The 21,933-nt window shown below is 68.9% G+C and carries 21 protein-coding genes; 9 read left to right on the forward strand and 12 right to left on the reverse strand.

Features of this window, described 5'->3' with window-relative positions:
• Nucleotides 1-164 precede the first annotated feature (164 nt).
• The 4 genes from ACFW0G_RS41285 to ACFW0G_RS41300 all read left to right on the forward strand — a co-directional run bounded on the left by ACFW0G_RS41285 (nt 165) and on the right by ACFW0G_RS41300 (nt 3,194).
• Nucleotides 165-578, forward strand: a complete 414-nt coding sequence (locus ACFW0G_RS41285) for a PGPGW domain-containing protein (RefSeq protein ID WP_378330994.1) — start codon at nt 165-167, stop codon at nt 576-578.
• Nucleotides 575-1,741 (forward strand): sensor histidine kinase, encoded by a 1,167-nt coding sequence (locus ACFW0G_RS41290; RefSeq protein WP_378330995.1) that lies wholly within the window; start codon nt 575-577, stop codon nt 1,739-1,741. Before ACFW0G_RS41285 ends, ACFW0G_RS41290 begins: the two co-directional genes overlap by 4 nt.
• Complete coding sequence (locus ACFW0G_RS41295) at nt 1,738-2,409, forward strand: response regulator (RefSeq protein ID WP_378330996.1); 672 nt, start codon at nt 1,738-1,740, stop codon at nt 2,407-2,409. Before ACFW0G_RS41290 ends, ACFW0G_RS41295 begins: the two co-directional genes overlap by 4 nt.
• 80 nt (nt 2,410-2,489) lie before the next feature.
• Nucleotides 2,490-3,194, forward strand: coding sequence for a class I SAM-dependent methyltransferase (locus tag ACFW0G_RS41300; RefSeq protein WP_378330998.1), 705 nt, complete (start codon nt 2,490-2,492; stop codon nt 3,192-3,194).
• Here the strand turns inward: ACFW0G_RS41300 and ACFW0G_RS41305 are convergent.
• The 6 genes from ACFW0G_RS41305 to ACFW0G_RS41330 all read right to left on the reverse strand — a co-directional run bounded on the left by ACFW0G_RS41305 (nt 3,184) and on the right by ACFW0G_RS41330 (nt 10,748).
• Nucleotides 3,184-3,591 carry a carboxymuconolactone decarboxylase family protein gene (locus ACFW0G_RS41305; RefSeq protein WP_378330999.1) on the reverse strand — a complete coding sequence of 136 codons (408 nt, stop codon included), beginning with the start codon at nt 3,589-3,591 and terminating at the stop codon, nt 3,184-3,186. The genes ACFW0G_RS41300 and ACFW0G_RS41305 overlap by 11 nt on opposite strands.
• A gap of 71 nt (nt 3,592-3,662) precedes the next feature.
• Nucleotides 3,663-6,170: a LamG-like jellyroll fold domain-containing protein gene (locus tag ACFW0G_RS41310; RefSeq protein WP_378331000.1), complete on the reverse strand. Its 2,508-nt coding sequence runs from the start codon at nt 6,168-6,170 to the stop codon at nt 3,663-3,665.
• Between the two features lie 31 nt (nt 6,171-6,201).
• A complete protein-coding gene (locus ACFW0G_RS41315) occupies nt 6,202-7,206 on the reverse strand; it encodes an ABC transporter permease (protein WP_378331001.1) in 1,005 nt (334 codons plus the stop codon).
• Complete coding sequence (locus ACFW0G_RS41320; protein ID WP_378331002.1) at nt 7,203-8,153, reverse strand: ABC transporter permease; 951 nt, start codon at nt 8,151-8,153, stop codon at nt 7,203-7,205. Before ACFW0G_RS41320 ends, ACFW0G_RS41315 begins: the two co-directional genes overlap by 4 nt.
• A complete protein-coding gene (locus tag ACFW0G_RS41325) occupies nt 8,146-9,672 on the reverse strand; it encodes a sugar ABC transporter ATP-binding protein (protein WP_378331003.1) in 1,527 nt (508 codons plus the stop codon). Before ACFW0G_RS41325 ends, ACFW0G_RS41320 begins: the two co-directional genes overlap by 8 nt.
• Complete coding sequence (locus ACFW0G_RS41330; RefSeq protein ID WP_378331004.1) at nt 9,672-10,748, reverse strand: ABC transporter substrate-binding protein; 1,077 nt, start codon at nt 10,746-10,748, stop codon at nt 9,672-9,674. Before ACFW0G_RS41330 ends, ACFW0G_RS41325 begins: the two co-directional genes overlap by 1 nt.
• A 148-nt stretch (nt 10,749-10,896) precedes the next feature.
• Between ACFW0G_RS41330 and ACFW0G_RS41335 the strand changes: the two genes are divergently transcribed.
• Nucleotides 10,897-11,922, forward strand: a complete 1,026-nt coding sequence (locus tag ACFW0G_RS41335) for a LacI family DNA-binding transcriptional regulator (protein ID WP_378331005.1) — start codon at nt 10,897-10,899, stop codon at nt 11,920-11,922.
• Here ACFW0G_RS41335 and erm read toward each other — a convergent pair.
• From erm to ACFW0G_RS41355, 4 genes are all read right to left on the reverse strand, one after another.
• The gene (gene erm / locus ACFW0G_RS41340; RefSeq protein WP_378331006.1) at nt 11,912-12,673 is read right to left on the reverse strand and encodes a 23S ribosomal RNA methyltransferase Erm; all 762 of its coding nucleotides are present in this window, start codon (nt 12,671-12,673) and stop codon (nt 11,912-11,914) included. The genes ACFW0G_RS41335 and erm overlap by 11 nt on opposite strands.
• A 210-nt stretch (nt 12,674-12,883) precedes the next feature.
• On the reverse strand, nt 12,884-13,648 hold the full coding sequence (locus ACFW0G_RS41345) for an aminoglycoside phosphotransferase family protein (RefSeq protein WP_378331007.1): 765 nt from the start codon (nt 13,646-13,648) through the stop codon (nt 12,884-12,886).
• Between the two features lie 40 nt (nt 13,649-13,688).
• Nucleotides 13,689-14,240 (reverse strand): AAA family ATPase, encoded by a 552-nt coding sequence (locus tag ACFW0G_RS41350; protein ID WP_378331008.1) that lies wholly within the window; start codon nt 14,238-14,240, stop codon nt 13,689-13,691.
• A gap of 174 nt (nt 14,241-14,414) precedes the next feature.
• Nucleotides 14,415-15,674, reverse strand: a complete 1,260-nt coding sequence (locus ACFW0G_RS41355) for a DUF222 domain-containing protein (RefSeq protein WP_378331009.1) — start codon at nt 15,672-15,674, stop codon at nt 14,415-14,417.
• A gap of 562 nt (nt 15,675-16,236) precedes the next feature.
• Here ACFW0G_RS41355 and ACFW0G_RS41360 point away from each other — a divergent pair.
• The 4 genes from ACFW0G_RS41360 (at nt 16,237) to ACFW0G_RS41375 (ending at nt 20,018) form a co-directional block, all read left to right on the forward strand.
• A complete protein-coding gene (locus tag ACFW0G_RS41360) occupies nt 16,237-16,680 on the forward strand; it encodes a nuclear transport factor 2 family protein (RefSeq protein ID WP_378331010.1) in 444 nt (147 codons plus the stop codon).
• A 99-nt stretch (nt 16,681-16,779) separates the two neighbouring features.
• Nucleotides 16,780-18,264: an FAD-dependent oxidoreductase gene (locus ACFW0G_RS41365; RefSeq protein ID WP_378331011.1), complete on the forward strand. Its 1,485-nt coding sequence runs from the start codon at nt 16,780-16,782 to the stop codon at nt 18,262-18,264.
• Complete coding sequence (locus ACFW0G_RS41370) at nt 18,261-19,385, forward strand: hypothetical protein (protein ID WP_378331012.1); 1,125 nt, start codon at nt 18,261-18,263, stop codon at nt 19,383-19,385. Before ACFW0G_RS41365 ends, ACFW0G_RS41370 begins: the two co-directional genes overlap by 4 nt.
• Before the next feature lie 30 nt (nt 19,386-19,415).
• Entirely contained in the window at nt 19,416-20,018 is a 603-nt protein-coding gene (locus ACFW0G_RS41375; RefSeq protein WP_378331013.1) for a TetR/AcrR family transcriptional regulator, read from the forward strand.
• Between the two features lie 13 nt (nt 20,019-20,031).
• Here ACFW0G_RS41375 and ACFW0G_RS41380 read toward each other — a convergent pair whose 3' ends face one another.
• Together ACFW0G_RS41380 and ACFW0G_RS41385 are read right to left on the reverse strand one after the other, a co-directional pair.
• Complete coding sequence (locus ACFW0G_RS41380; protein ID WP_378331014.1) at nt 20,032-21,210, reverse strand: AAA family ATPase; 1,179 nt, start codon at nt 21,208-21,210, stop codon at nt 20,032-20,034.
• Between the two features lie 108 nt (nt 21,211-21,318).
• Nucleotides 21,319-21,879, reverse strand: a complete 561-nt coding sequence (locus tag ACFW0G_RS41385; RefSeq protein WP_378331015.1) for a snapalysin family zinc-dependent metalloprotease — start codon at nt 21,877-21,879, stop codon at nt 21,319-21,321.
• Between the last annotated feature and the right edge of the window lie 54 nt (nt 21,880-21,933).

Here is a 21,933-nt window from a genome sequence, read left to right on the forward strand (position 1 = left end):
CCCGCGCCCAGTGCCCCGCGCCTGCTGATTTCCGACATTTCTTCCTGCCTTTCCCCTGCGATTCCTCGGTTATCGATACTGACGATTTTCCGCGCCCTGGGTGAACCGGCAAGATAGCCGGACGGATAACTGTTATCGTGACCGGCGATGGGCAGGTGAGGCGAATGAAGCGGATACTGGTGGCGATCGTCGGCACCGTGCTGGTCGTGGTCGGCGTCGTCCTTCTGGTGCTGCCGGGGCCGGGGCTGTTGCTCGTGCTGGCCGGCCTGCTCACGCTGGCCACCGAGTTCCCCGCGCTGAAGCGCTACATCGAACCGGTGCGCAGCCGGGCGATGAAGGCGGCCGAGGACAGCGTGTCCAGTCCATTGCGGATCGCCGGTTCGGTGCTGGCCGGGCTGGCGCTCATCGGCGCGGGTGTCGCGTGGGGACTCCTGTCGTGGCTGCCGCTGCACGGCTGGAGTGCCGGGGCGAGCCTGATCCTGTCGGGAATCATCCTGTTCGTCCTGCTGGGCTGGAGCTATCGGCGCGTGCGGACGCGCCGGGCGGCCGGGGACGCAGGGGTAGCGTCGGAGTCGTGAAGGCACCGCGGGCGTGGCTGCGCTCGGCGACCGCGCTGGAACTCCTGGTCTGGCTGGTCGCCGCCGTCGTCGTGGTGACGACCTGGCGCAGCCTCGCCGTGCGCGGGGCCGTGCCCGTTCCGCTCCAGATCCTCTACACGGCGGTGTTCGCCGCGCCGCTGTTCGTCATCGTCCGCGCACCGCTCACCGCGTGGGCGCTCACCCTCGCCGGCTGGGTGCTGGCTGTGCTGGCACGCCCGTGGGGGCCTGCCGACGGCATGCCGTGGCCGCTGCCGCAACAGGTCCTGCTGCTGCTCACGGTCGTGGTGGTGGCGGCGCGGGTGCGACCGCGCACGGCGTGGCTGGCGTGGGCCAGCTCGGTCGTCGTCGCCGTCGGCCTGATCCTGACCGCCGTCCCGTCGGCGATGAACGAGTCCTCGCCGTTCCTCGCCTACGTGGTGTGGTCGGTGCCGCTGGTGACCGCGGTGCTCATCCACTCGCGGGCCCGCGGGCAGCGTGAACTCGCCGACCGGGAGCGGATGGCCGAGGTCGAGGCCGCGCGGCTCGCGGTACTGGAGGAACGCGCGCGGATCGCGCGGGAGATGCACGACGTCGTCGCGCACCGGATGTCGATGATCGCGGTGACCGCCGAGACCTCGCCGTACCGGCTCGCCGAGCTGCCCGACGACAACCGCGCGGTGCTCGCCGGGATCGCCGCCGACGCGCGGGCGGCGCTGGCCGAGATGCGGATGCTGCTGGGTGCGCTGCGGGGTGACGACGAGGAACCCGCGCTCGCCCCGCAGCCGGGCTGGGCGGAGCTGGATCAGCTCGTGGCGGACGCGCGCGATCGGGGTGTCGAGGTCCGTCATCGCCGTGACGGGGACACGATACCCCCGGAGACGACCGGGCTGGCCGCGTACCGGATCCTGCAGGAGGCCTTGAGCAACGCGGTCCGGCACGCGCCGGGCACACCGGTCGAGGTCGAGGTGAGCGCCGAACCGGACATGGTTCGCTTGCGGGTGTACAACCCGGTGGCACACGGCACCGGAACGGGGAAGGGGCACGGGGTGCTCGGGATGCGGGAACGCGCCGCCGCGGTCGGGGGCCGCTGCACCGCGGGCGGCACCGGCGAAGGCTGGCAGGTGCGGGCCGAGCTGCCGGTGCACGGGGGTGAGCGGCGATGACACTGCGGATCGTGGTGGCCGACGACCACACGGTGGTGCGCGAGGGATTCGCCGCGCTGCTGGCCGCGCAGCCGGACTTCGAGGTCGTCGGACAGGCCGAGGACGGCATCCTCGCCGAACGGCTCGCCGTCGAACTGCGGCCCGACGTGGTGCTGATGGACATCCGGATGCCGCGCCAGGACGGCGTGACCGCGACAAGGCGGCTGCTGCGCGAAACCCCGGACACGCGGGTGCTGATCCTGACCACGTTCGACCTCGACGCCTACGTCTACGAGGCGCTTCGCGCCGGGGCGAGCGGCTTCCTGCTCAAGGACAGCACCGCGGGCCAGGTGGTCGACGGCGTCCGCGTGGTCGCCGCGGGGGACGCGCTGCTCGCACCGTCGGTGACCCGCAGGCTGATCGCCGAGTTCGCGGCGCGCCCCGTCGCGACCGGAGGAAAACAGCTCACCGAGCTGACCGCGCGGGAGTCCGAGGTGCTCGTGCTCGTCGCCCGTGGACTGTCCAATGTGGAGATAGCGGCGGCGCTGACGGTCACCGAGCACACGGTGAAGACGCACGTCAGCAGGCTGCTGGGCAAGCTCGGGCTGCGGGACAGGGCACAGGCCGTCGCGGTGGCCTACGAGAGCGGGCTCGTCAGTCCCGGGAACGCTCGTCAGCCCGGGGAATGAGGGGTCACTCCCGCGAGTGAGTGCGAAGAGCCGTCCGCGGAGTGACGACCGCTGAGGTAGTGATCCCTAGCTTGGGGATCATGCGTCCCGTACTGGAATCCCTCGACGTCGACTTCGTCACCGAGCTGTACCGCGCCCACGCGGCGGACCTGAAGAACGTCCGCGTGGCACAGCGGACGATCATCGGCGGCCCCGCGATGAAGGCCAAACTGGACGACATCGAGGCCGAGCTGACCTACCTGCTGATCCGGCACTTCCGGCCCGAGCTGGTCACCGAGGTCGGCACGTTCCACGGCTGGTCCACCACGTGGATCCTGCAAGCCTTGCGGGACAACGGATCCGGGCGGCTCGCCAGCTACGACCTGATCGACAACGCCGTCCGCGCGGTCCCGCCCGAGCTGGCCAAGGACCGCTGGGACTTCCACCACGGCGACGTCCGCGAGCGGGACGACGACTGGGCGGCGAAGACGGACTACCTGTTCATCGACGCCGCGCACACCGCGTCGTTCGCCCGCTGGTACCTGGCGAACCTGCTGCCCGCCGTGCCCGACGGCATCCCGGTGAGCGTGCACGACGTGTTCCACCGCCGCCGCCCGCTCCCGTTCACCGAGGGCGTGGAGGTGCTGCGCTGGCTGGACGGCCGCGGCATCCGGTACTTCACCGCCGCCCCGGCCCGCGCTCGCGAGGTCTACCGGCGGCTCACTCAGGTGCGCACCGAACTGGGGCTGACCCAGCCGGTGCACACCGGGACCGACAATCCCATGCTGTTCTTCATCAAGGATTGATCGGCAGCAGGCCACGTTCCGCGAAGACCTTCTTCGCCACGAAGGTCGCGTTGAGCGCTTTCGGGAATCCACAGTAGGCAGTCGCGTGCAGCAGCGTCTCGACGATCTCGGCCGGCGTGAGCCCGACGTTGAGCGAGGTGCCGACGTGCACTTCGAGCTGCGGTTCGCAGCCGCCGAGCGCGGTCAACATACCGAGCGTGACGAGCTGGCGGTCGCGCGGGGACAGCTCGGTCCGCGAGTAGATGTCGCCGAAACCCCAGGCGACGAGCTGGTGGGCGAGCTCGGGGGAGACATCGGCGAGGGCGTCGAGCACGGCTCCGGCGCCCTCGCCGTTGACCTCCTTCAGCTTGCGCATGCCCCGGTCGAACCGGTCCTGTGTGGTCTCTTCGGCGGTCATCTCGGCTCCGTTCCCCCTGGTGATCAGGTACGGGTCCGAGGCTAGCGCCTGGAGTTCACTTCAGGTCAAGGTCAGTTCCCGCTCTTGTACAGCGCCGCGACGTCCGCGTCGGACAGCGCCCGGTCGTAGAACCGCACCTGATCGATCGCGCCGTTGACGAAGTCGACCGGGTTCCCGCCGTACCGGCCGCGCCCGATCGCCGCGGTACCGCTCGACGATTCGCCGAGACAGACGCTCTTGGCCGCCACCGGCTGACCGTCCACATACAACTTCAGCTGTCCGGTGGCCGCGTCGCGGACGCCGACCATGTGATACCAGCGACCCGGTTCCGGTGTGGTCGGCGCCAGTGCCCGCGTGCCGAGCGTGCTGAAGGACAGCTTCCGATCCTGCCCGGAGTACTGCAGGTAGAAGGCGCTGTGGTCACCGCTGTCCTGGCTCACCACGGTCTGGAAGGCGCCGCCCACCGTGCCGTCGCTCGCCGCGTTGAACCTGACCCACGCCGAAACGCTGTAGTTCCCCGCGGTGTCCACAAGGGACGTTCCGGGATCGGCGGACTGCCCGTTGCCGGTGACCGCCAGCGCGGAGCCGGAATGCCCGGCGGTCCAGCCGGCGCCACCTCGCAGCGTCGCGTCGTGCTTGCCGACGACGTCCCTCGCGACGGTCCCGGCGTTCTCGTCGAACGGGTAGGCGGCGATGCCGTCCAGTCCGGGCTTGCCCGGCGGGAGCGGCGGGACGTCGCCGCCGATCGGCGCGTTGATCACGGCCAGGTTCGCCGTCCGTGCCGCCGAGAAGTCCATTTTGGCCACCTGCCGGTCGTAGGTGTAGAAGCCGTTGACCTCCTTCTCGACGTCGGTCGTCTGGGTGTACACCCCGGCCGAGACGCCACAGCGTTGCTTGGCCAGTATCAGGCGTTGCTGGAGTTCGCCGTAGCGCCGGGTCAGCGTCGCGCTGTCCGGCTCCATCTCGTAGGCGAAGCTGCCCTGCGGGTCGAACTCGTGGCCCGCCACCTTCAGCCCTAGCCCGCCGTACTCACCGTCCACAGTGGCCCGTCTCGGATCGGGCATCGGTGCGCCGGGCCCGGTGTAGGTGTGGTCGTCGTAGACATCGCCCTTGCCACTGTCCGGTTCGGACCGGCAGCAGTTGACGCCGGATTCGGCGTTGACGAGCCGGGACGGATCCCAGGTCTTGACCAGGTCGGCGATCCGGCCGACCTCGTAGTCGCCCCAGCCCTCGTTGAACGGCACCCACATGACGATCGACGGGAAACCGCGGTGCTGGTCGATCATCCGGTGCATTTCGGACTCGAAGTTGACGCGCGACGCCGGCGACGGCTCGATGTCGTCCTTCATCGCGGGCATGTCCTGCCACACCAGCAGCCCGAGCTTGTCCGCGTGGTAGTACCAGCGGTCGGGCTCGACCTTGATGTGCTTGCGCACCATGTTGAAGCCGAGCGCCTTTTCCGTCTGCAGATCGAACTTCAGCGCCGCGTCGGTCGGCGCGGTGTAGATGCCGTCGGGCCAGAACCCCTGGTCGAGCGGGCCGAGCTGCGTCACGGCCTTGCCGTTGAGCAGCATCCGCGTCTTTCCGTCGGACGTCTTGCCGAGTCCGATCGAGCGCATGCCGAAGTACGAGCCGACCTCGTCGCCGTTCTGTCCCAGCAGCCGTACTTTGAGGTCGTACAGGTGCGGATCGTCCGGGGACCACAGATGTGCGTCCGGCACCGGGAGTTTCAGCGGCTTGTTCGCCTCGCCGACCACTCGGCCGACGAACTTGCCGCCGTCGTAGGCGACCGCCTCGACCCACTGCCGTACCGGGCCACCGACGCGCGCGGTGAGCGTCAGCGAACTGCTCCCCAGATCCGGGGTCAGGTCGAGCCGGTCGATGCGCGCGGACGCCACCGGCTCCATCCACACCGTCTGCCAGATCCCGGACGACGGCGTGTAGAAGATCCCGTCACCCGGTTTGCGTTGTTTGCCGATCGGCTGGCCGCCCTGGTCGTTCGGATCGACGACGCCGACCACGAGTTCCTGGTCGCGCTCCGGGGTCAGCGCGTCGGTGACGTCGACGGAGAACGAGTCGTACCCGCCGGTGTGCCGGGTGACCTGCTTGCCGTTGACCAGGATCGTCGCCTCCCAGTCCACCGCCTGGAAGTGCAGCAGCAGCCGCTGGCCGGAGTGGCCGACCCGCCAGTCCTTGGGCACCGAGAACGTGCGCCGGTACCACATCTGCGTCTCGTGGCGCATGATCCCCGACAGCGCCGACTCCACCGGATACGGGACGAGGATGCGTTCGGGCAGGCTCTTGCCGACCGGCGGCGCCTGGCCGGGATCGGCCTTCGCGAACTCCCAGACGCCGTTGAGGTTCTGCCATTTGTCGCGGGTCAGCTGCGGGCGCGGGTACTCCGGCAGCGCGTTCGAGGGGGAGACGTCCTTGGTCCATGGGGTGGTCAACGGCGGCGTCAGCCGTTGCCACTGTGGTGGTGACGCCGCCGAGGCGGCCGGTGCGGTGCCTAGACCGGTGAGGACCACAGTGAATATGGCCCCCAGTATGGCCAAACGAGTGCGGAGCTGTCGGTACATCGGCGTACACACTCCTTATCCCGGAACAGGATCACCGGCGGGCGCGGGCGAGCAGCCGCTGGATCACCACGACGACCAGCAGGAAGGCCCCGCTGACCACGGACTGGTAGTTGGAGTCGAGCGTCCCGATCTGGTTGATCACGTTCTGGATCACCGTGCGCAGCAGCACCCCGACGAGCGTGCCGATGATCGTGCCCGCACCGCCGGTGAGCAGGGTGCCGCCGATGACGACCACCGCGATGGCGTCGAGTTCGGTGCCGACGCCGAGTACCGTGACACCGGACTGGAGATACGCCGCGGTCATCGCGCCGGCGAACCCGGCGAGCAGCCCGCTCAGCGTGTACACCGAGACCTTCGTGCGGGCGACCGGAAGCCCCATGAGCAGCGCCGAGTTCTCCGCGCCGCCGATCGCGAACACCGACTGGCCGAACCGCGTCCGTCGCAAAAGGACACCGCCGAGCGCGAACAGGATCAGCGTCACGTATACCGGGACGCCGATGCCGAGGATCGTTCCGCGTCCCAGGTGGAGGAACGCCGAATCCGGCCGGATCTGGTACGTCGTCGAGCCTTCCGTGGTGATCGCGAGCAGCAGTCCGCGCGCGAACAGCAGCGAGGCCAGCGTCACGATGAACGGCGCCATCCCGGTGCGGGCGATGAGGACGCCGTTGACCAGCCCGATCAGCCCGCACACCGCGAGCGGCAGCACGAGCGCGCCGAGCACACCCCATTGCGACCCGTATGCCGCGAGGACGCCGCCCAGCGCGTACACCGAGCCGACCGACAGGTCGATCCCGCCCGAGATGATCACGAACGTCATCCCGAGCGCGATCACCGCGAGAAACGAGCTCTGCAGTGCGAGATCGCGGAGGTTGTCGACGGAACCGAAGCGGGGGAAGGAAAACCAAGCGACGATGACGCCGAGCACGAGGACGACCGCGGCACCCTGCCGCTGGGCGAGACCCGCCAGCAGCGCGCCCCGCGTCGTCGCCGGTGCGCCGGGATCGCTGTTAGTAGGCGGAGAAGCCGTCGCGGTCATGCCCGCCTCCGTTCCCGCGCGACGTAAACCGCGACGACGATGATCGCGGCCTGCACCATCTGCGCGGCGGAGTCCGGTAGATCGTGCTTGATCAGCGTGGCACGCACGAGCTGCATCAGCAGCGCGCCCATGACCGTGCCGAGGATCCGCACCTTCCCGCCGGTGAGCGGCGTCCCGCCCACCACGACGGCGGTGATCGCGGACAGTTCCATGAGCAGCCCGACGTCCGCCGGGTCACTCGCGCCCAGCCGGGCCGTCGCGAGCAGGCCGGCGACGGCCGCCAGCACGCCACTGATCGCGTACACCCCGATCAGCACGCGCTTCACCGGCAGCCCGGCGAGCGTGCTGGCGGTGCGGTTGCCGCCGATCGCCACGAGCCTGCGCCCGAACGCGGTCCGCCGCACGACGAGGCCCGCGAGCACGGCGAGCACCGCCGCGACCAGCACCATGACCGGGATGCCCGCGACGTCGCCGGTGCCCAGCGCCAGAAAACCGGGGTCGTGCAACTGGACGAGCTGGCCGTGCGCGATCACCAGCGCCAGCCCGCGCCCGCCGACGAGGAGGGCCAGCGTCGCGATGATCGGCTGGATTCCCAGCTGTGCCACCAGGAACCCGCTGAACAGCCCGGCGGCGAGACCGGCCGCAAGCGCGACGCCGACTGCGGCGACCGGACCGTACCCGAGGTAGAGCGGGACGAGCGCGGCCGAGAGCGACATCACCGAGCCGACCGACAGGTCAATGCCCTCGGTCCCGATCACCAGCGCCATCCCGAGCGCCACGATGCACACCGGCGCCGCCTGCACGAGCTGCGTGCGGAAGTTGGCCAGCGACAGGAAGTTCTCGGTGAAGGCGAGGTTGAACAGCAGCAGGACCAGCACGGCGAGGTAGACGCCGTAGTTCTGCAGCCAGGTGGTGACCCGCGCGCGGTCGACGGTCACGCTAGTCATGGGCGTCCTCCCCGGCGGCGGCGATCGCGGCGAGCACGGCTTCCTCGGTGACCCGGTCACCGGACAGCTCGCCAGCGACGGCCCCGTCGCGCAGCACGACGACGCGGTCGGCGCCGTCGATCAGTTCGTCCATTTCGGACGAGATCAGCAGGACACCGAGGCCCTCGGTGGCGAGTTCGTCGATCAGGGCCTGCACCTCCGCCTTGGCACCGACGTCGATGCCCCGGGTGGGCTCGTCGAGCAGCAGCACCTTCGGCTGGGTGCACAGCCAGCGTGCGAGCAGGACCTTCTGCTGGTTGCCGCCGGAGAGTTCGGCGACCTTCTGATCGGGGCTGGACGCCTTGATACGCAGGCGTTTCATGAAGATGTCCACCACGCGGTCCTGTTTCGCGCGGCTGACAAGGCCGAACGGCGACAGCCGGGGGAGCGCCGCGAGCACGATGTTCTCACGCACGGAGAGATTCGGAATGATCCCGTCGGTCTTGCGGTCCTCCGCGAGGAGGCTGATCCCCGCGCGGACCGCGGCGGCGACGTTGCCGGGTGGCACTCTGCGCCCGCCCAGCCACACCGTGCCGCCGTCGAGCGGGAGCGCGCCGACGATTGCCCTCGCTGTCTCGCTGCGTCCCGAGCCGAGCAGCCCCGCCAGGCCGACGACCTCGCCGGGCCGGATGGCGACCGAGACGTCGTCGATGGTGTGCTTACTCGTCAGGTTTTCCGCGCGCAGCAGGGGTTCCGCCTCAGCATGGTGGTCCTCGCCGAAGCTTGTGACGCCGTGCTCGCGGATGTCGCGGATCTCCCTGCCGAGCATCATCGACACCAGCTCGATGCGCGGGAGTTCGGCGAGTGGTCCACTGTGGACCTTCCTGCCGTCGCGCAGGACGGTCACCTGGTCGCAGATCCGGTACAGCTCGTCCATCCGGTGGCTGACGTACACCACGGCGATGCCGCGTTCGTGCAGTCCATTAAGGACTTCGAACAGGGTCTCCACCTCGCGAGGCTCCAAAGAGGACGTCGGCTCGTCCATGATGACCACGCGGGCGTCGGTGGACACCGCCCGCGCGAGCGCCACCATCTGCTGCGCGCCGACACCGAGGCTCGCCAGCGGCCTTCGGACGTCGGTGTGGATTCCGTAGCCCGCCAGCAGATCCGCCGCCTCGGCGTGGATCCGGCGCCAATCGACCAGGCCCGCTTTGGAACGTGGCTCCCGGCCGAGGAAGACGTTCCCGGCGATGCTCATCAGCGGGACGAGGTTGACCTCCTGGTAGATCGTGGAGATCCCGGCCCGCTGTGCCTCGATCGGCCGCCTGAACGTCACCTCCTCGCCGAGGTGCCGCAGCTGTCCGCCGTCGGGCTGGTACACGCCGGTGAGCACCTTGATGAGCGTCGACTTCCCTGCGCCGTTCTCGCCGACCAGCGCGTGCACCTCGCCCGGCCGGACCGCGAAACTCACGTGGTCCAGCGCGATCGTCCCGGGGAAGCGCTTCGAAACCTCGAGCACTTCGAGGACCGGCTCGGCCATCAGTACGCGTTCCCGACCTTCTGGGCGGCGTTGGTCTCGTCGTACTGGTCGTCGCTGATCACGACGGTCGACGGGATCAGCTGGCCGCTCGCGAAGTCCTGCAGCGTCTTGAAGACGAGCTGGCCGAAGCGCGGGTTCGACTCGATGACGGCGTTGTAGCTGCCGTCGGCGATCAGCTGGACGGCGTTGCGGGTCCCGTCCACCGACACGATCTTGACGTCCTTGCCGGGGTTCTTGCCCGCGGTCTTCAGTGCGTTGACCGCGCCGATGCCCATTTCGTCGTTCTCCGCGTACACCGCGGTGATGTCGGGGTGACTCTGGATGAGCTGCTCGGTCACGGTCTGGCCCTTGGACCGGTCGAACTCGCCGGTCTGTTCGGCCACAATGGACAGACCGGGCGTCTTCGCGAGCTGGTCCTTGAAGCCCTGCGTGCGGTCGGTGGTGACGTTGTTGCCCGAGGAGCCGAGCAGGATCGCGACCTTGCCCTTGCCGCCGGTGACGCGGACCAGTTCGTCGGCGGCGCGTTTGCCCTGCTCGACGAAGTTCGAGCCGATGAAGGTCAGGTAGTCGGTGCACGGCGCCGAGTTCACCTTGCGGTCGATCGTGACCACCGGGACCTTCTTGGCCTTCGCGGCGTCGAACGCGGGCTGCAGGCCGTCCGAGTTGAGCGGCGCGACGACGAGCAGCTGGGCGCCGCGGTCGAGCAGGGACTTGATGTCGCTGATCTGCTTGTTGAGGTCGCTCTGCGCGTTGGTGACCAGAAGCTTGTCGGCCGGAATACCGAGCTTGCCCGCCTCGTCCCGGATGGACTGTGTCTCGGCGATCCGGAACGGGTTGGCTTCCTTCTCCGACTGGGAGAAGCCGACGATCGCGGTCTTCGGGTCGACCTGCGGATAGCCCGTCTGCGTGCGGGAGCAGCCGGTGCCGCCGGGCGCGCTCGACGCCGCCGACGCGGCGGGGCCGTTGTTGGTCGAGGACGTCGAAGGGCCCGCTTCGCGGCTGGTGCACGCGCCGAGCGCGAGCGTAACGGTGGCACCGGTGACCAACAGGAACAGAGCGGAGCGGGATGGGGACACGACGACTCCTCCGGACGGCGACGGCGCGCTAACCGGAGTGAGCCAGCTCACCCCAGGCGCATGAGGTACTTTTTACATCGTTGGAACAACGTTGTAAACAGGCAAAACGGGGTTAGACTCCAGGTCTGCCCGTTCGAGAGGGGTCGCCGTGGCCGTCACGCTCAAGGATGTCGCCACGCTCGCGGGGGTGTCGGTGAAGACGGTGTCGAACGTGGTGAACGGCTACGCGTTCGTGAAGCCGGAGAACCGGCGCCGGGTGGAGGAGGCGCTTGCCGCGACCGGCTACCGGCCCAACCTCGGCGCCAGAAATCTGCGGCGCGGCCGGACCGGGTTCCTCGCGCTGATGGTGCCCGAACTGGCCATCCCGTACTTCGGCGAGCTGGCGGGCCTGGTGATCACGGCGGCGCAGCGGCGCGGCTGGAGTGTCCTGATCGAACAGACCCAGGGCACCCGCGACCGCGAGCGCGCGACGCTGTCCTCGCTCGGCCCGCACCTCGTCGACGGGGCGCTGGTGCACCCGGAGGCACTGGAGGCGTCGGACTTCCCGGACTCGGTGGGCGGCATCCCGATGGTCCTGCTGGGCGAACACGCCGTCGAGGTGGCCATCGACCACGTCGCGATCGACAACGTGCTGGCCGCGCGCACCGCCGTGCGGCATCTCGTCGGGCTCGGCCGCCGCCGGATCGCCGCCATCGGTGCCAACCCGCAGCGCGGTACCAGTGAGCAGCGCCTGGCGGGTTACCGCGCGGCGTTGTCCGAAGCCGGACTGTCCTATGAGGACTTTTTGGTCGCACCGGTCGAGAAGTACCACCGCACTCACGGCGCGTCGGCGATGAAACAGCTGCTGGCGCTGCCTTCACCGCCCGATGCTGTGTTCTGTTTCAACGACCTGCTCGCCGTCGGCGCGCTGCGGGCCGCCGCCGAACAGGGCCTGCGGGTGCCCGAGGACATCGCCATCGTCGGCTTCGACAACAACGAGGAAAGCTCGTTCAGCCTGCCCTCGCTGACCACCATCGCCCCCGACAAGGCCGCGCTCGCCGAAGCCGCCGTGGAGCTGATCCACCGGCGGATCTCCGGCGAGGCCGCGGCCTCGCCGCAGGACGTGCAAACCCCGTTCTCCTTGGAAATCCGGGAAAGCACGACCGGCTACGAACGCGACATCGTCAGGACGTGAGCCGCCAGAGCGCCGCCCACTGGGCGGCGTCGAGATCCTTCGGCAACGCGCGCGGCGACACCTGGTTCCCTGTCAGCCACCTGTTCAGGTTCCGCGGCCCGATCTGGCCGTTTTTCCGGAGTATTTCCCGGATTCCGTGTCCCCTGCCGGTGAAGACCTCGCTGACGAATCGCTGATAGCCCGCACGTTCGGCCACCAGTGGCTCGCCCCGGCGCGTCATGGTGAGCAGTCCGCCGTCGACCGAGGGCATCGGCCGGAACGCTCGCGCAGGCACCCGGCTGTGCACCGAGAACTCGTACCACGGCCACCAGCTCGCCGTCAGCATGCTCGCGCCGCCGATCCCGGCACGTCGCCGCGCGACTTCCCACTGCACCAGCAGGATCGCGGTGTGCCAGTGGTCCGTGGTGAGAATCCGCTTGAGGATGCCGGTGGTGAGATGGAAGGGCAGATTGCCCACGATCACGTGTGGTGCGCGGGGGAAGCGGTACTTGAGGACGTCTTCGTTGACGACTTCGACGTGCGCGGGGGTGCGCTGGTTCAGGCGTCGCGCGAGCCGCGGGTCGACTTCGACCGCGGTGATTTCCCGGCCAATGCGGCTGATCGACAGCGTGACCGCGCCGCCGCCGGGTCCGATTTCGACGATCGGGCCGGTGGTGCGGGCGACGAGCCTGCCGATCTCGGTGATCACAGCGCGATCTATGAGGAAGTTCTGGCCGAGTTCGTGGGCTCCGCCCGGATAGGGGGAAGGCATGAGTGAGTGCTCCGCGAGGGTTCGGTGGAGAACCGGGCGGCGGCGTCGGATGCCGCACCGGTCACGGACCGCTGCGCGGCGGAGCTGGCGCGTGGTGAGGTCAGCCCGCCGCTAGGCGCGACGAATCCTCACGAAGCAGATAGCGTTGACAGCACTCATGCGCGGCACTGTAGGCCGGTGATGATCAACCGGGCAAACGAATATCCGCCCTCAGCGCTCGGCCAGCCTGGCGACGACACCGTCGAGACCATCCCGCACGGTGTCGGGGTCGGCGGTGTCCAGGCCGTGGGTGACCTCGTGCCACGGCCCGAGCTGGTGCCACCGCAGCGCGCGCTCGCGTTGTTCGCTGGTCGCGTCGTACGTTGTCGCCACTGCATCGGCGAATGTTCGCGGGGTGCCGTACAGCGCCCAGGCGAGGTCGATGGCTGCGTCCCCGATGTGCGTGTCGCCGAAGTCGATGATGCCTGTGAGACCGTTTTCGCCGGCGAGCACGTGCTCTGGCCCGAGGTCGCCGTGAACCAGCGTGTCGCCGCTCAGTTCCCGTGTTGCGTCGAGGAGTGCGCCCGCGGCGGGTCGGTGATCGGCGGGCAGCATCGGAACGACCTCGGCGCGGAATCGGTCGATCATCGCCGCGTGTTCTTTGGCTGCCTCCTCGGCGGACGGGACCCCGCGGCGGATCGCTTCGTCGCTTGGAGCGTCGTGGAGAGCGCGCAGGAAGACGCCGAGGCGGTGACCGGCGTCGGCGTCGGCGCGCTCCAGTGGTTCCCCGGGCACGAGTTCGTGGCGCACCACCAAGGGAGCCTCGGAGAGGACGTGCGGCACGGGCACGGGGAGCGGCAACCTAGGCGCCAGCCACGGCATCAGCCGCACCTCGGCGCGCAGCCGTGCCGCCACCTCCGGCCGACGCGGCCGCCGCTCGACCCAACGACCGTCGACGAGCCTCGCCGCGCTGTCCCACCCGCCCGGAAAGTCCACACGGCAAGCGTAGATCATCTCTTGTTCGGTGACGGAATCCTTATTGGCCGAGGACGGTGAGCAGGGCGTCGTAGGTCTGTTCGGCGTCGTGTTCCTCGGTGTCCACGACCACGCATTCGGGACGGTGACGCAGAAACTCGGTGACGTGATCGTGAATCCGTTCGAGCAACACCGGCCCGCCCTTTTCCTTGACGATGTCGTCGATCCTCCGGTGCCTCGCCGGATCACCGCTCGCCGCCCGCGCCGCGAACCGATCGAGTGCCTGCTGCTTTCCGCTCCACAGCACGATTTCGCGATACTCGCTGCCGGTCCTGCTTGCCGCGGCTTCGAAGCCCTGGACCTCGGCGAGTTTGGTGGCGAGCTGGGGCATCACGACGTCGTGGCCGCTCCGAAGATGCGTCTCGGCCATGGCGACGGCGAGCGCCGCACCAGCCTTGAGTGCGTTCCAGAAGTCGTCCTCCCACCCGCCGATGAGACTGACGACCTGGTCGATGTCGAGATTGAGCACCCCGGGATGCCGGTCGGCGTACAACTGCGCGATGGTCGACTTCCCGATCCCGGAAGGCCCGTTGAGGTGAATCAGTCGAGGCACTCGCCCGAGTCTAGAGATCGTGGCCTTGCCGTGGTGGCGCCGTGAAGGAGGCCTTCGCGGCCTTCGGTGGGGCAGGGCGTGGGCGGGAGTGTCCGAGGGACGCCCTTGTCGCACCCCCTGGCCATCGCACCGACGGCGTCTTTCAGCACATCCGGCCGCCGCCGGAGGGCCTGATCAGCCAGGGGTGGGTACGTGGAGGATGTTTCTTCGGGGTCTGCGTAACGGATCCACGTAATCTGGCGGGATGAACTCCGGCAATCCGTCTTCGGCGATGCGGACCTTCCAGTCGGCTTTGTGTAGCAGCCGGTGATGCGCGCCGCAGAGCAGGACGAGGTTGCGGAGGACGGTGTGTCCGCCGTTCATCCACGCGACCACGTGGTGGGCGTCGCAATGTCGGGGTTTGCGATGACAGCCGGGGAAGGCACAGCCGCCGTCGCGGATGTTCAGCGCTTTGCGTAGCGCTGGGGTGACAAGTCGTTTGGCGCGCCCGAGGTCGAGGGGTTCGCCCTTGGAGCCGAGGACTGCGGGGATGACCTGGCAGTCGCAGGCCAGCAGGCGGGCTTCGGTCGCGGAGATCTGCGAGACCATGTCCAGGCAGGCGGTGCCGAGCTTGGACTTCAGGTCGTCCAGTGTCACGGTGACCAGGAGCTGGGCGCGGTCGCCGCCGGGCACGTCCGGCACGTTCGCGAGCATCGCGATCGCTTCGCCGAAAGCTTCCCCATACCGCTCGGACACCGACCGCAGATCCGGCCACTTGTCTTCCCCAGCGGGCCGGGGGGTGGCCAGGGGATCGAGGATGGTGCTGAGGCGGGTGCCGGTGATGGGGTCGAGCTGTCCGTCGATGTCGAACCAGCCGTCTTTCCGTTGCCGCAACCGCAGTTCCGGCTTCCGCTCCGGCGGATCCGGGTCCTTCGGGGGCTTCCCGTCCTGGTCCATGCGGGCCAGGATCTCGTCAGCGGCCTTCACGACCTCTTGCGGTGTGGCGTGCCGGGCCAGCTCGACGAGGATTTTCTCGGCGCTGCTTCTATCCTTTTCGGACACAAAGCTGGGGACCTTCTTGAGGAACTGGAGAATCCGGTCGCTGTGATGCGGCCCGATCTCACCGTCGAGCGCGGCCGCGTGCGTTGCTGGCGCGGCGGCGGGGAGTTCGCTACCGTCGATATTGCGGCCGGGGTTCAACCCGTGGGCTCGGTCGAGGTACTTTTTGGCTTCACCACGCGACATTCGCGCCATGTGCGCGAACCACGCCGCTGTCGACCCATACCCGTACAGCTCGGACACACCGCGAGAGTCGATCTCCGCGAGGAACTTGCCAAGCTCAGCGTCCAGGCGCCACAAGGATTCCAGTCGTGTACGCACCTCGTCGGCGAGTGCACGACCGGATCGCCGCCACAGCTCCTGCGGCGGTTCCAGAGTGGACAGGTTCTCGGACACACCACCATCATACTGCGTCGATAGAACATATGTTCGACACGATGGGGTGAATCAAGATCGCGTGAGTGGTTCCTCAAGGTTCTGGACCGTGTCGGCGAATGTGGTGACCGTCGGATGCCCGTGCTGTCGATCAAGGACCGCAAACGCGACGTGGCCGAGGAAACGGTTGTTGATCAAGGCTTTCCGGAAACCTGTGCGACCACGGCTGGATCGTTGCTCAAGACACCGCAACCCCAGGCGTCCAGTACGACTCGTTGGTGACTGTGACTTCGGGGAGATCGTCCTTCTGCTCGGGGGGCCAGGATGTCTTCAGCCGTGTGAAGACGGGTGCGGGAGATCGCGTGTGTGACGCTCCCGGCGAAGTCCGCCCGCCTCGCAGCGGTCGCGTACCTACCTGGGTCAAGAAGGGCGATCGTGTCATGGGCAATGGCTCGTAGCCGGCTGCTCGTGGCCGCCATCGTCGCGGGGTGCCTGTGTGGTGTGCAATCCATTCCGCCTGGCTCTCACGGTCATGGCCGATTTCCGCCGGAAGTTCCGGCGGCGATCGTCCACAGTGGCCGGTATGACGACGTCATCGACAACGGACGCCGAGGCAGTGCTTAAGGGGATGTACGCGGCGGAGGCCGAGTATCTCGCCGCGGGCGGGCCCGGCAAGGCCTCCTTTGCGCCGCTTGCTCCCTTCTTCGCGCGGCATGTCGTGCTGCGCCAGGCGGATTCCCTGCCGTACGGCGGGGAGTGGCGCGGTCACGCGGGCATGGAGCGGTTCTTCGTCGCGATGAGCGAGACCTGGGAATCCTTCGACATGGTCGAGCAGACCTTCCTGAGCCGTCGTAATCCGCTCGTCGTGCTGACCCGGGTGCGTGCCAGGGCGCGGGCGACCGGGCGTGAACTCGAGTTCCCGATCCTGCAGACGATCACCGTCGAGTACGGCCGGATCATCGAGGTGTTGCCGTTCTACTGGGACACCGCCGTGATCGAGGCGGCGTGCACTGATTCCCCGGCCTAGGCCGAACGCGGGCAACGGCACCGTGACTGTTGACATGCTCGCGCCGTCATTCATACATTATCTCCAACTTTGTATGAATGACGTTCGGAGTTGGTTCGCGTGAAGCTCGGCAACACCGCTGTCGTCCTCGGGGGAAGTGCCGCTGGTCTGTGTACTGCCGGGGCGCTGTCCCCGTACTTCGACCAGGTGCTCGTGCTGGAACGGGACGAGCTGCCCGCGGAGGCCGAGCACCGGCGCGGCGTGCCGCAGAGCAAGCATCCGCACTTCCTGCTGAACTCGGGCCGCCGGGCGATCGGCGCGTTGTTCCCCGGTTTCGAGGATGACCTCATCGCGGCGGGCGGACTGCACCTGATGCCGTCGATGGACGCCGCCTACCTCGACAAGGAGGGCTGGTCGGCGCGCAAGCGCAGCGCGATGACGATGATCTACAGCTCGCGGATCCTCATCGAGCGGGTGCTGCGCGACAAGGTGCGGGAGCTGGCCAACGTGGTCATTCGCGAGGGCGTCGCCGTGCGGGGCCTGGCCACGACGGGCGGGGCCGTCACCGGGGTCGAGATGACCACGTCCGACGGTGACGAGCACCTGGACGCCGACTTCGTCGTGGACGCGATGGGCCGGGGGTCGCCGGTCGCCAAGTGGCTGGCGGCGGCGGGCTGGCCGGAACCCGAGGTGCGCACCCTCGACGCCAAGGTCACCTACACCTCGCGCTGGTACGAGCTGCCTTCGGCGCCGCGGCGACCGGCGTCGTGGTGGTGGCAGCACCTCGTGCTCATGCCGACCCAGGACCGGGGTGAGCATCCCGCGGAGCACGAGTTCCTGGTGAACTTCTTCCCGATCGAGGGGAACCGCGTCATCGCCTGCATGGGCTCGTGGGGCCTGGAAATGCCGCGGACGACCGACGCGTTCGTCGAGTCGGCCCGCCGGGTGCGGACCCCGTTGTTCGCCTCCGCGATGGACCGGTGCACGCCCACCTCGGAGGTGCACCTGACCCGCTCCACCGGCAACAGGTGGCGGCGCTACGACCGCTGGGCGAACCCGCCGCGGGGCCTGGCGTTCATCGGCGACTCGATCTGCGCGTTCAATCCGTTCTACGCGCAGGGCATCAGTTCCGCGTCGGGTTCGGCTCTGCTGCTGCGCGAGCACCTCTCCCGTGCCACGAGTCTCGACCCGGGGTTCTGCGCGAGATTCCTTACAGCGCAGCGCAAACTCCTCGGGGTGCCGTGGAGTTTGGCGATGGCCCGCGATCAGGGTTACGAATGCGCGGAGGGCACCGAGCGGTTGTCCGGGTGGAAGCGCCGCCTCCTCGCGGCCGTGTCCGCCCCGGCGTTCAGCCTCGTCGTCGGTGCCGCCCGGGAGGACGACGTCGTCGACGAGCACTTCGCCAAGGTGTTCAACCTGGACGAGTCGCTGGGCGAGATGATCAGGAACCCGCGGGTGATCGCGGGGCTGGTGCGCTACTGGTTCCGCGCCGCGCTGGGGCGGCACCGGGTGCCCTTCGGTTTCGACCCGCAAGCCGAGCCACCGGCCACCGACTACTCGGCGGGCGGTACGCGGGACGCCACGATCACGGCGTCGGCGGGATGAGCGCCGGCTGTGGGCCCGAAGTGGAGGCCGTCACCCGCGGCCTCGGCTTCGACTGCCACGACGTCGCCCCGGCGATCTCCGTCCGCCCGCCGTGGGAACTCGCCAGCTGGACGATGCCGCTGCTCGAGGTGCTGATCATCGGCGGCGCCGTCTTCGCGCTCGTGCACGCCGTCCGCCGGTACCGGGCGGGCGATCCGGTCAATCTGGCGCTGTGGTGGACCTCGCTGGTCTATCTGTTCGTGACGGAACCGCCGCTCTACTTCCCCGAATGGTTCGGTCTCGACCGGCTGTACGGATTCATCTTCGCGCACAACCAGTTCACCGTGCAGTTCATGGCGGACCGGTTGCCGTTCTACATCGTCGCGTTCTACCCGGTGATCAGCCAGCTCGCGTACGAACTCGTCCGTTCGCTCGGGATCTTCGCGCGTCGTGGCCCGCTGGCCGGAGCCGTCGTGGTCGCGTTCGTCTGCCAGGTTTTCTACGAGGTCTTCGACCAGATCGGACCGCAACTGAAGTGGTGGGCCTGGAATCCGGGCAATCACATCGTCAACCACCCCGCGCTGGCCTCGGTCCCGATGACCAGCATGCTGTTGTTCGCCTCGGTCTCGATGGCGGCCATGACCTACCTCGTCGTGCGCTTCACGGGTGGCCGAGCCAGGGACGGCGGACCGCGACGCGGCTGGGCGCTGGTACCGCGCATCCTGGCGGCGGGTGTCCTCACCCCACCGGCCATGGCGCTCGCCGGCATCCCGGCGAGCCTCTTCGGTGGCGACCACCCCAACGCGACCGCGCAGGCCTGGGTGCTCGGCGTCGAGCTGGCCCTGGTCTGGCTGGCCGGGGCGTGGATCGTCGTGGCACACCTGCGTTCCGCCGGTCGCGGAACGGACGAGCCGCTCTCCGCCTTCGGCCGGTACTACCCCGCGATCTACCTGTGCGGGTTGGCGGTGTGCTGGATCGGCGCACTGCCGGGCTATTTCGGCGCGCACGACGGCGTCACCCGCGACGGCACCCCGATCGGGAGCGGGCCTTACGCACTCGCCTGCTTTTTCGCCGCCGGTCTGTTGCTGGCCGCGCAGCATGCGAAACGGTTCGCTCGCCCGGCCGTGTCCGCCATCGGTTGACCAAGTGGCTCGTCTGAGACGATGGGCGGCATGGGGTACCACGGATGGCAGGGCGACCCTCCCGGCGCCGAGGACGAGGCACGCCGCCGGATCGTCAAGGCGGCGATCGCGTGCATCGACCGTGCCGGGCTGGCCAAGACCAGCCTCTCCCACGTCGCGGCGGAGGCGGGCGTGACCCGGCAGACCGTCTACCGCTACTTCGCCGGTCTGCCCGAAATCCTGCGGGCCGTCGCCCACGCGGGTGCCGAGGAGTTCGCCGAGCGGATGCGGAGTCACCTGGCCTCGTTCGACAGCCCTGTCGAGGTCGCGGTCGAATCCGTCGTGTTCGCCGTCCGCAGCCTGCCCGACGAGCCCTACTTGGGCCTGCTCCTCCAAGCCGGTGAAGCCGATTACTTCACTGCCGGGACCGCCACGCCTCCGGCCTTCTCGCTGGGCGCCCGGATCCTGCGTGACGCCGAAGTCGACTGGGCCGCCGCCGGTGTCACGGCCGACGCCGAACTCCAGGGACTCGCAGAGATCCTCATGCGACTGTTCATGTCCTTCCTGCAGCACCCCTCGACACCACCGGCCACCGACGACGAACTGCGCGGCCTCGTCCGCCGCTGGATCGGACCGGCGTTGCGAGAGCCCTGAGCGATACGCCAGGTCAGCGTTTGGGCCAGTACCACGAGGGACGGTCCAGCGTCCCCTGTCCACTGAGGACGGTCTGGCCGAACTCCTTTTCGAGCGCAAGAGTGTTCACCTCGATTCCCAGCTCGGCCGACACCGACTCCAGCCCGCGGATCAGCTGCCGCGCATGGGAGACGACGATCAGCTGGGTCGCCTTCGCCGTCTTCGCGATGAGTTCGGCGAGTGCGGGCAGCAGATCCGGATGCAGGCTCGTTTCGGGTTCGTTGAGCACCAGCAGCTCCGGCGGCCGGGGCGTGAGCAGCGCGGCCACCCAGAGCAGGTATCGCAGCGTGCCGTCGGAGAGTTCCGCGGCGTCCAGCGGACGCAGCAGCCCGTGTTGCCGGAAACGCAGGACGAACCGGCCGTCGACGTTCCCGATCTCCAGGGTGGAGCCGGGAAAGGCGTGGTCGATCGCGGTGTGCAGCGAGTCGCCGCCGCCGGACTCGTGGATCGTCTGGAGCGCGGCGGCGAGATCACCGCCGTCGTGGCCGAGGACCGGGGTGCGCGTACCGATCCGGGGAATCCGCGCGGGTGCCCCGGAATCGGTGCGGAAGTGGTCGTAGAAACGCCACGAGCGGATCCGTTCGCGGACCACCAGCAACTCGGGCGCGCGCCGGGGATCGGCGAACTCGCTGAGCATGCTGTCGGTCAGCCGGATCTCGTGCATGTCCCCGGACCAGGACCCCTTGGCCTCGCGCGTCCGCACCATCGGCCCCGCGCGATCGGCCAGCAGTTTGGCCGGGCGCAGCACCGGCCCGCTCCACACGCACTCCCGTTTGAACTCCGGGTCGAGGCCGAACATGGTCTCCGCCGGGACGGGCAGGCCGAGGTCGAGCGCGTAGCCGAGCTCCGTCCCGGCGAAACCGAGCCGGAGCCCGACCGGTTTCGTCCGCCGGGTGGCCTGCACCGGATGCGCGCCCGAGCGGACACCGCGGCCGATGGTCTCCGGGCCCGCCCACAGCGTGGAGGGCAGCCCGCCTTCACGGGCGAGCGCGGCGACGGCGCCGTTGCGCGACGCGTCGGCGAGCAACCGCAATGCCCGGTACAGGCTCGATTTCCCGCTGCCGTTCGCGCCGGTGACCAGGGTCAGCCGGGACAACGGCAGCACGAGATCTCGCAGGGACCGGTAGTTCTCGACAGCCAGGGTGGTGAGCACCCCGCCAAGCTAGCCGCCACCCCCGACAATCTTGTCGAACACGAGGTCGAAGGGGGCTTTCCCCGCCCGCCGCGGCGAGGAAAGCCCCCTTCGGTCAAGGGGTGAGCGCTAGTGGCTCGGCACCGGCATCTGCTCGTAGATCCGCGTCGGGACGCCCGCGCTCCGGAAACCGTTGGCCCACAAGGACTGCACACGCGACGCCTCTTGCTGGTTCGGGTTCGCGTTGTGGCAGGACGGGCCGGGGCCGCCGCCGGACATCAGCTCCGAGCACGGTCCCTGGTAGTGGTCGGGCAGGCCGAGGGCGTGCCCGGTCTCGTGCGCGGCGATGCGGATCTTGTCGTACTGCTGTGCTTGGCTGTAGTCGATGAAGATCCGGCCGCTTCCGTGGCCGTCGGTCTCGGCGTACGAGCCCTGCGGGTCGTTGCCCTCCTGGTAGCGCAGCGTCGCGCCCGAGGCCCGCTCCTGCAGCTGCACGTTCGAGACCGCGCGGTTCCAGTTCGCCGCGCCCGCCCGGATGACGTCGCGGAAGGTGGGTGCGGCGGAGGTGTCGTAGTACACCGTGGTGACGGCCGGTGCCGCCGCGGGCGCGGCGAGCGCGGTGCCCGCGGTCAGCGGGGCGGCCACCACGGCCAGCGCGGCGGCACCGGACAGCAGAAACTTCCTCGACATCAGACAACTCCTCGCCGTACAGGGAAATTTGCCGGGTTTCGCGCGCGCTGGAGT

Origin of the sequence: Amycolatopsis sp. NPDC058986 (genome assembly GCF_042741125.1) — a bacterium.
In the GTDB taxonomy this organism is placed as follows: Bacteria; Actinomycetota; Actinomycetes; order Mycobacteriales; family Pseudonocardiaceae; genus Amycolatopsis.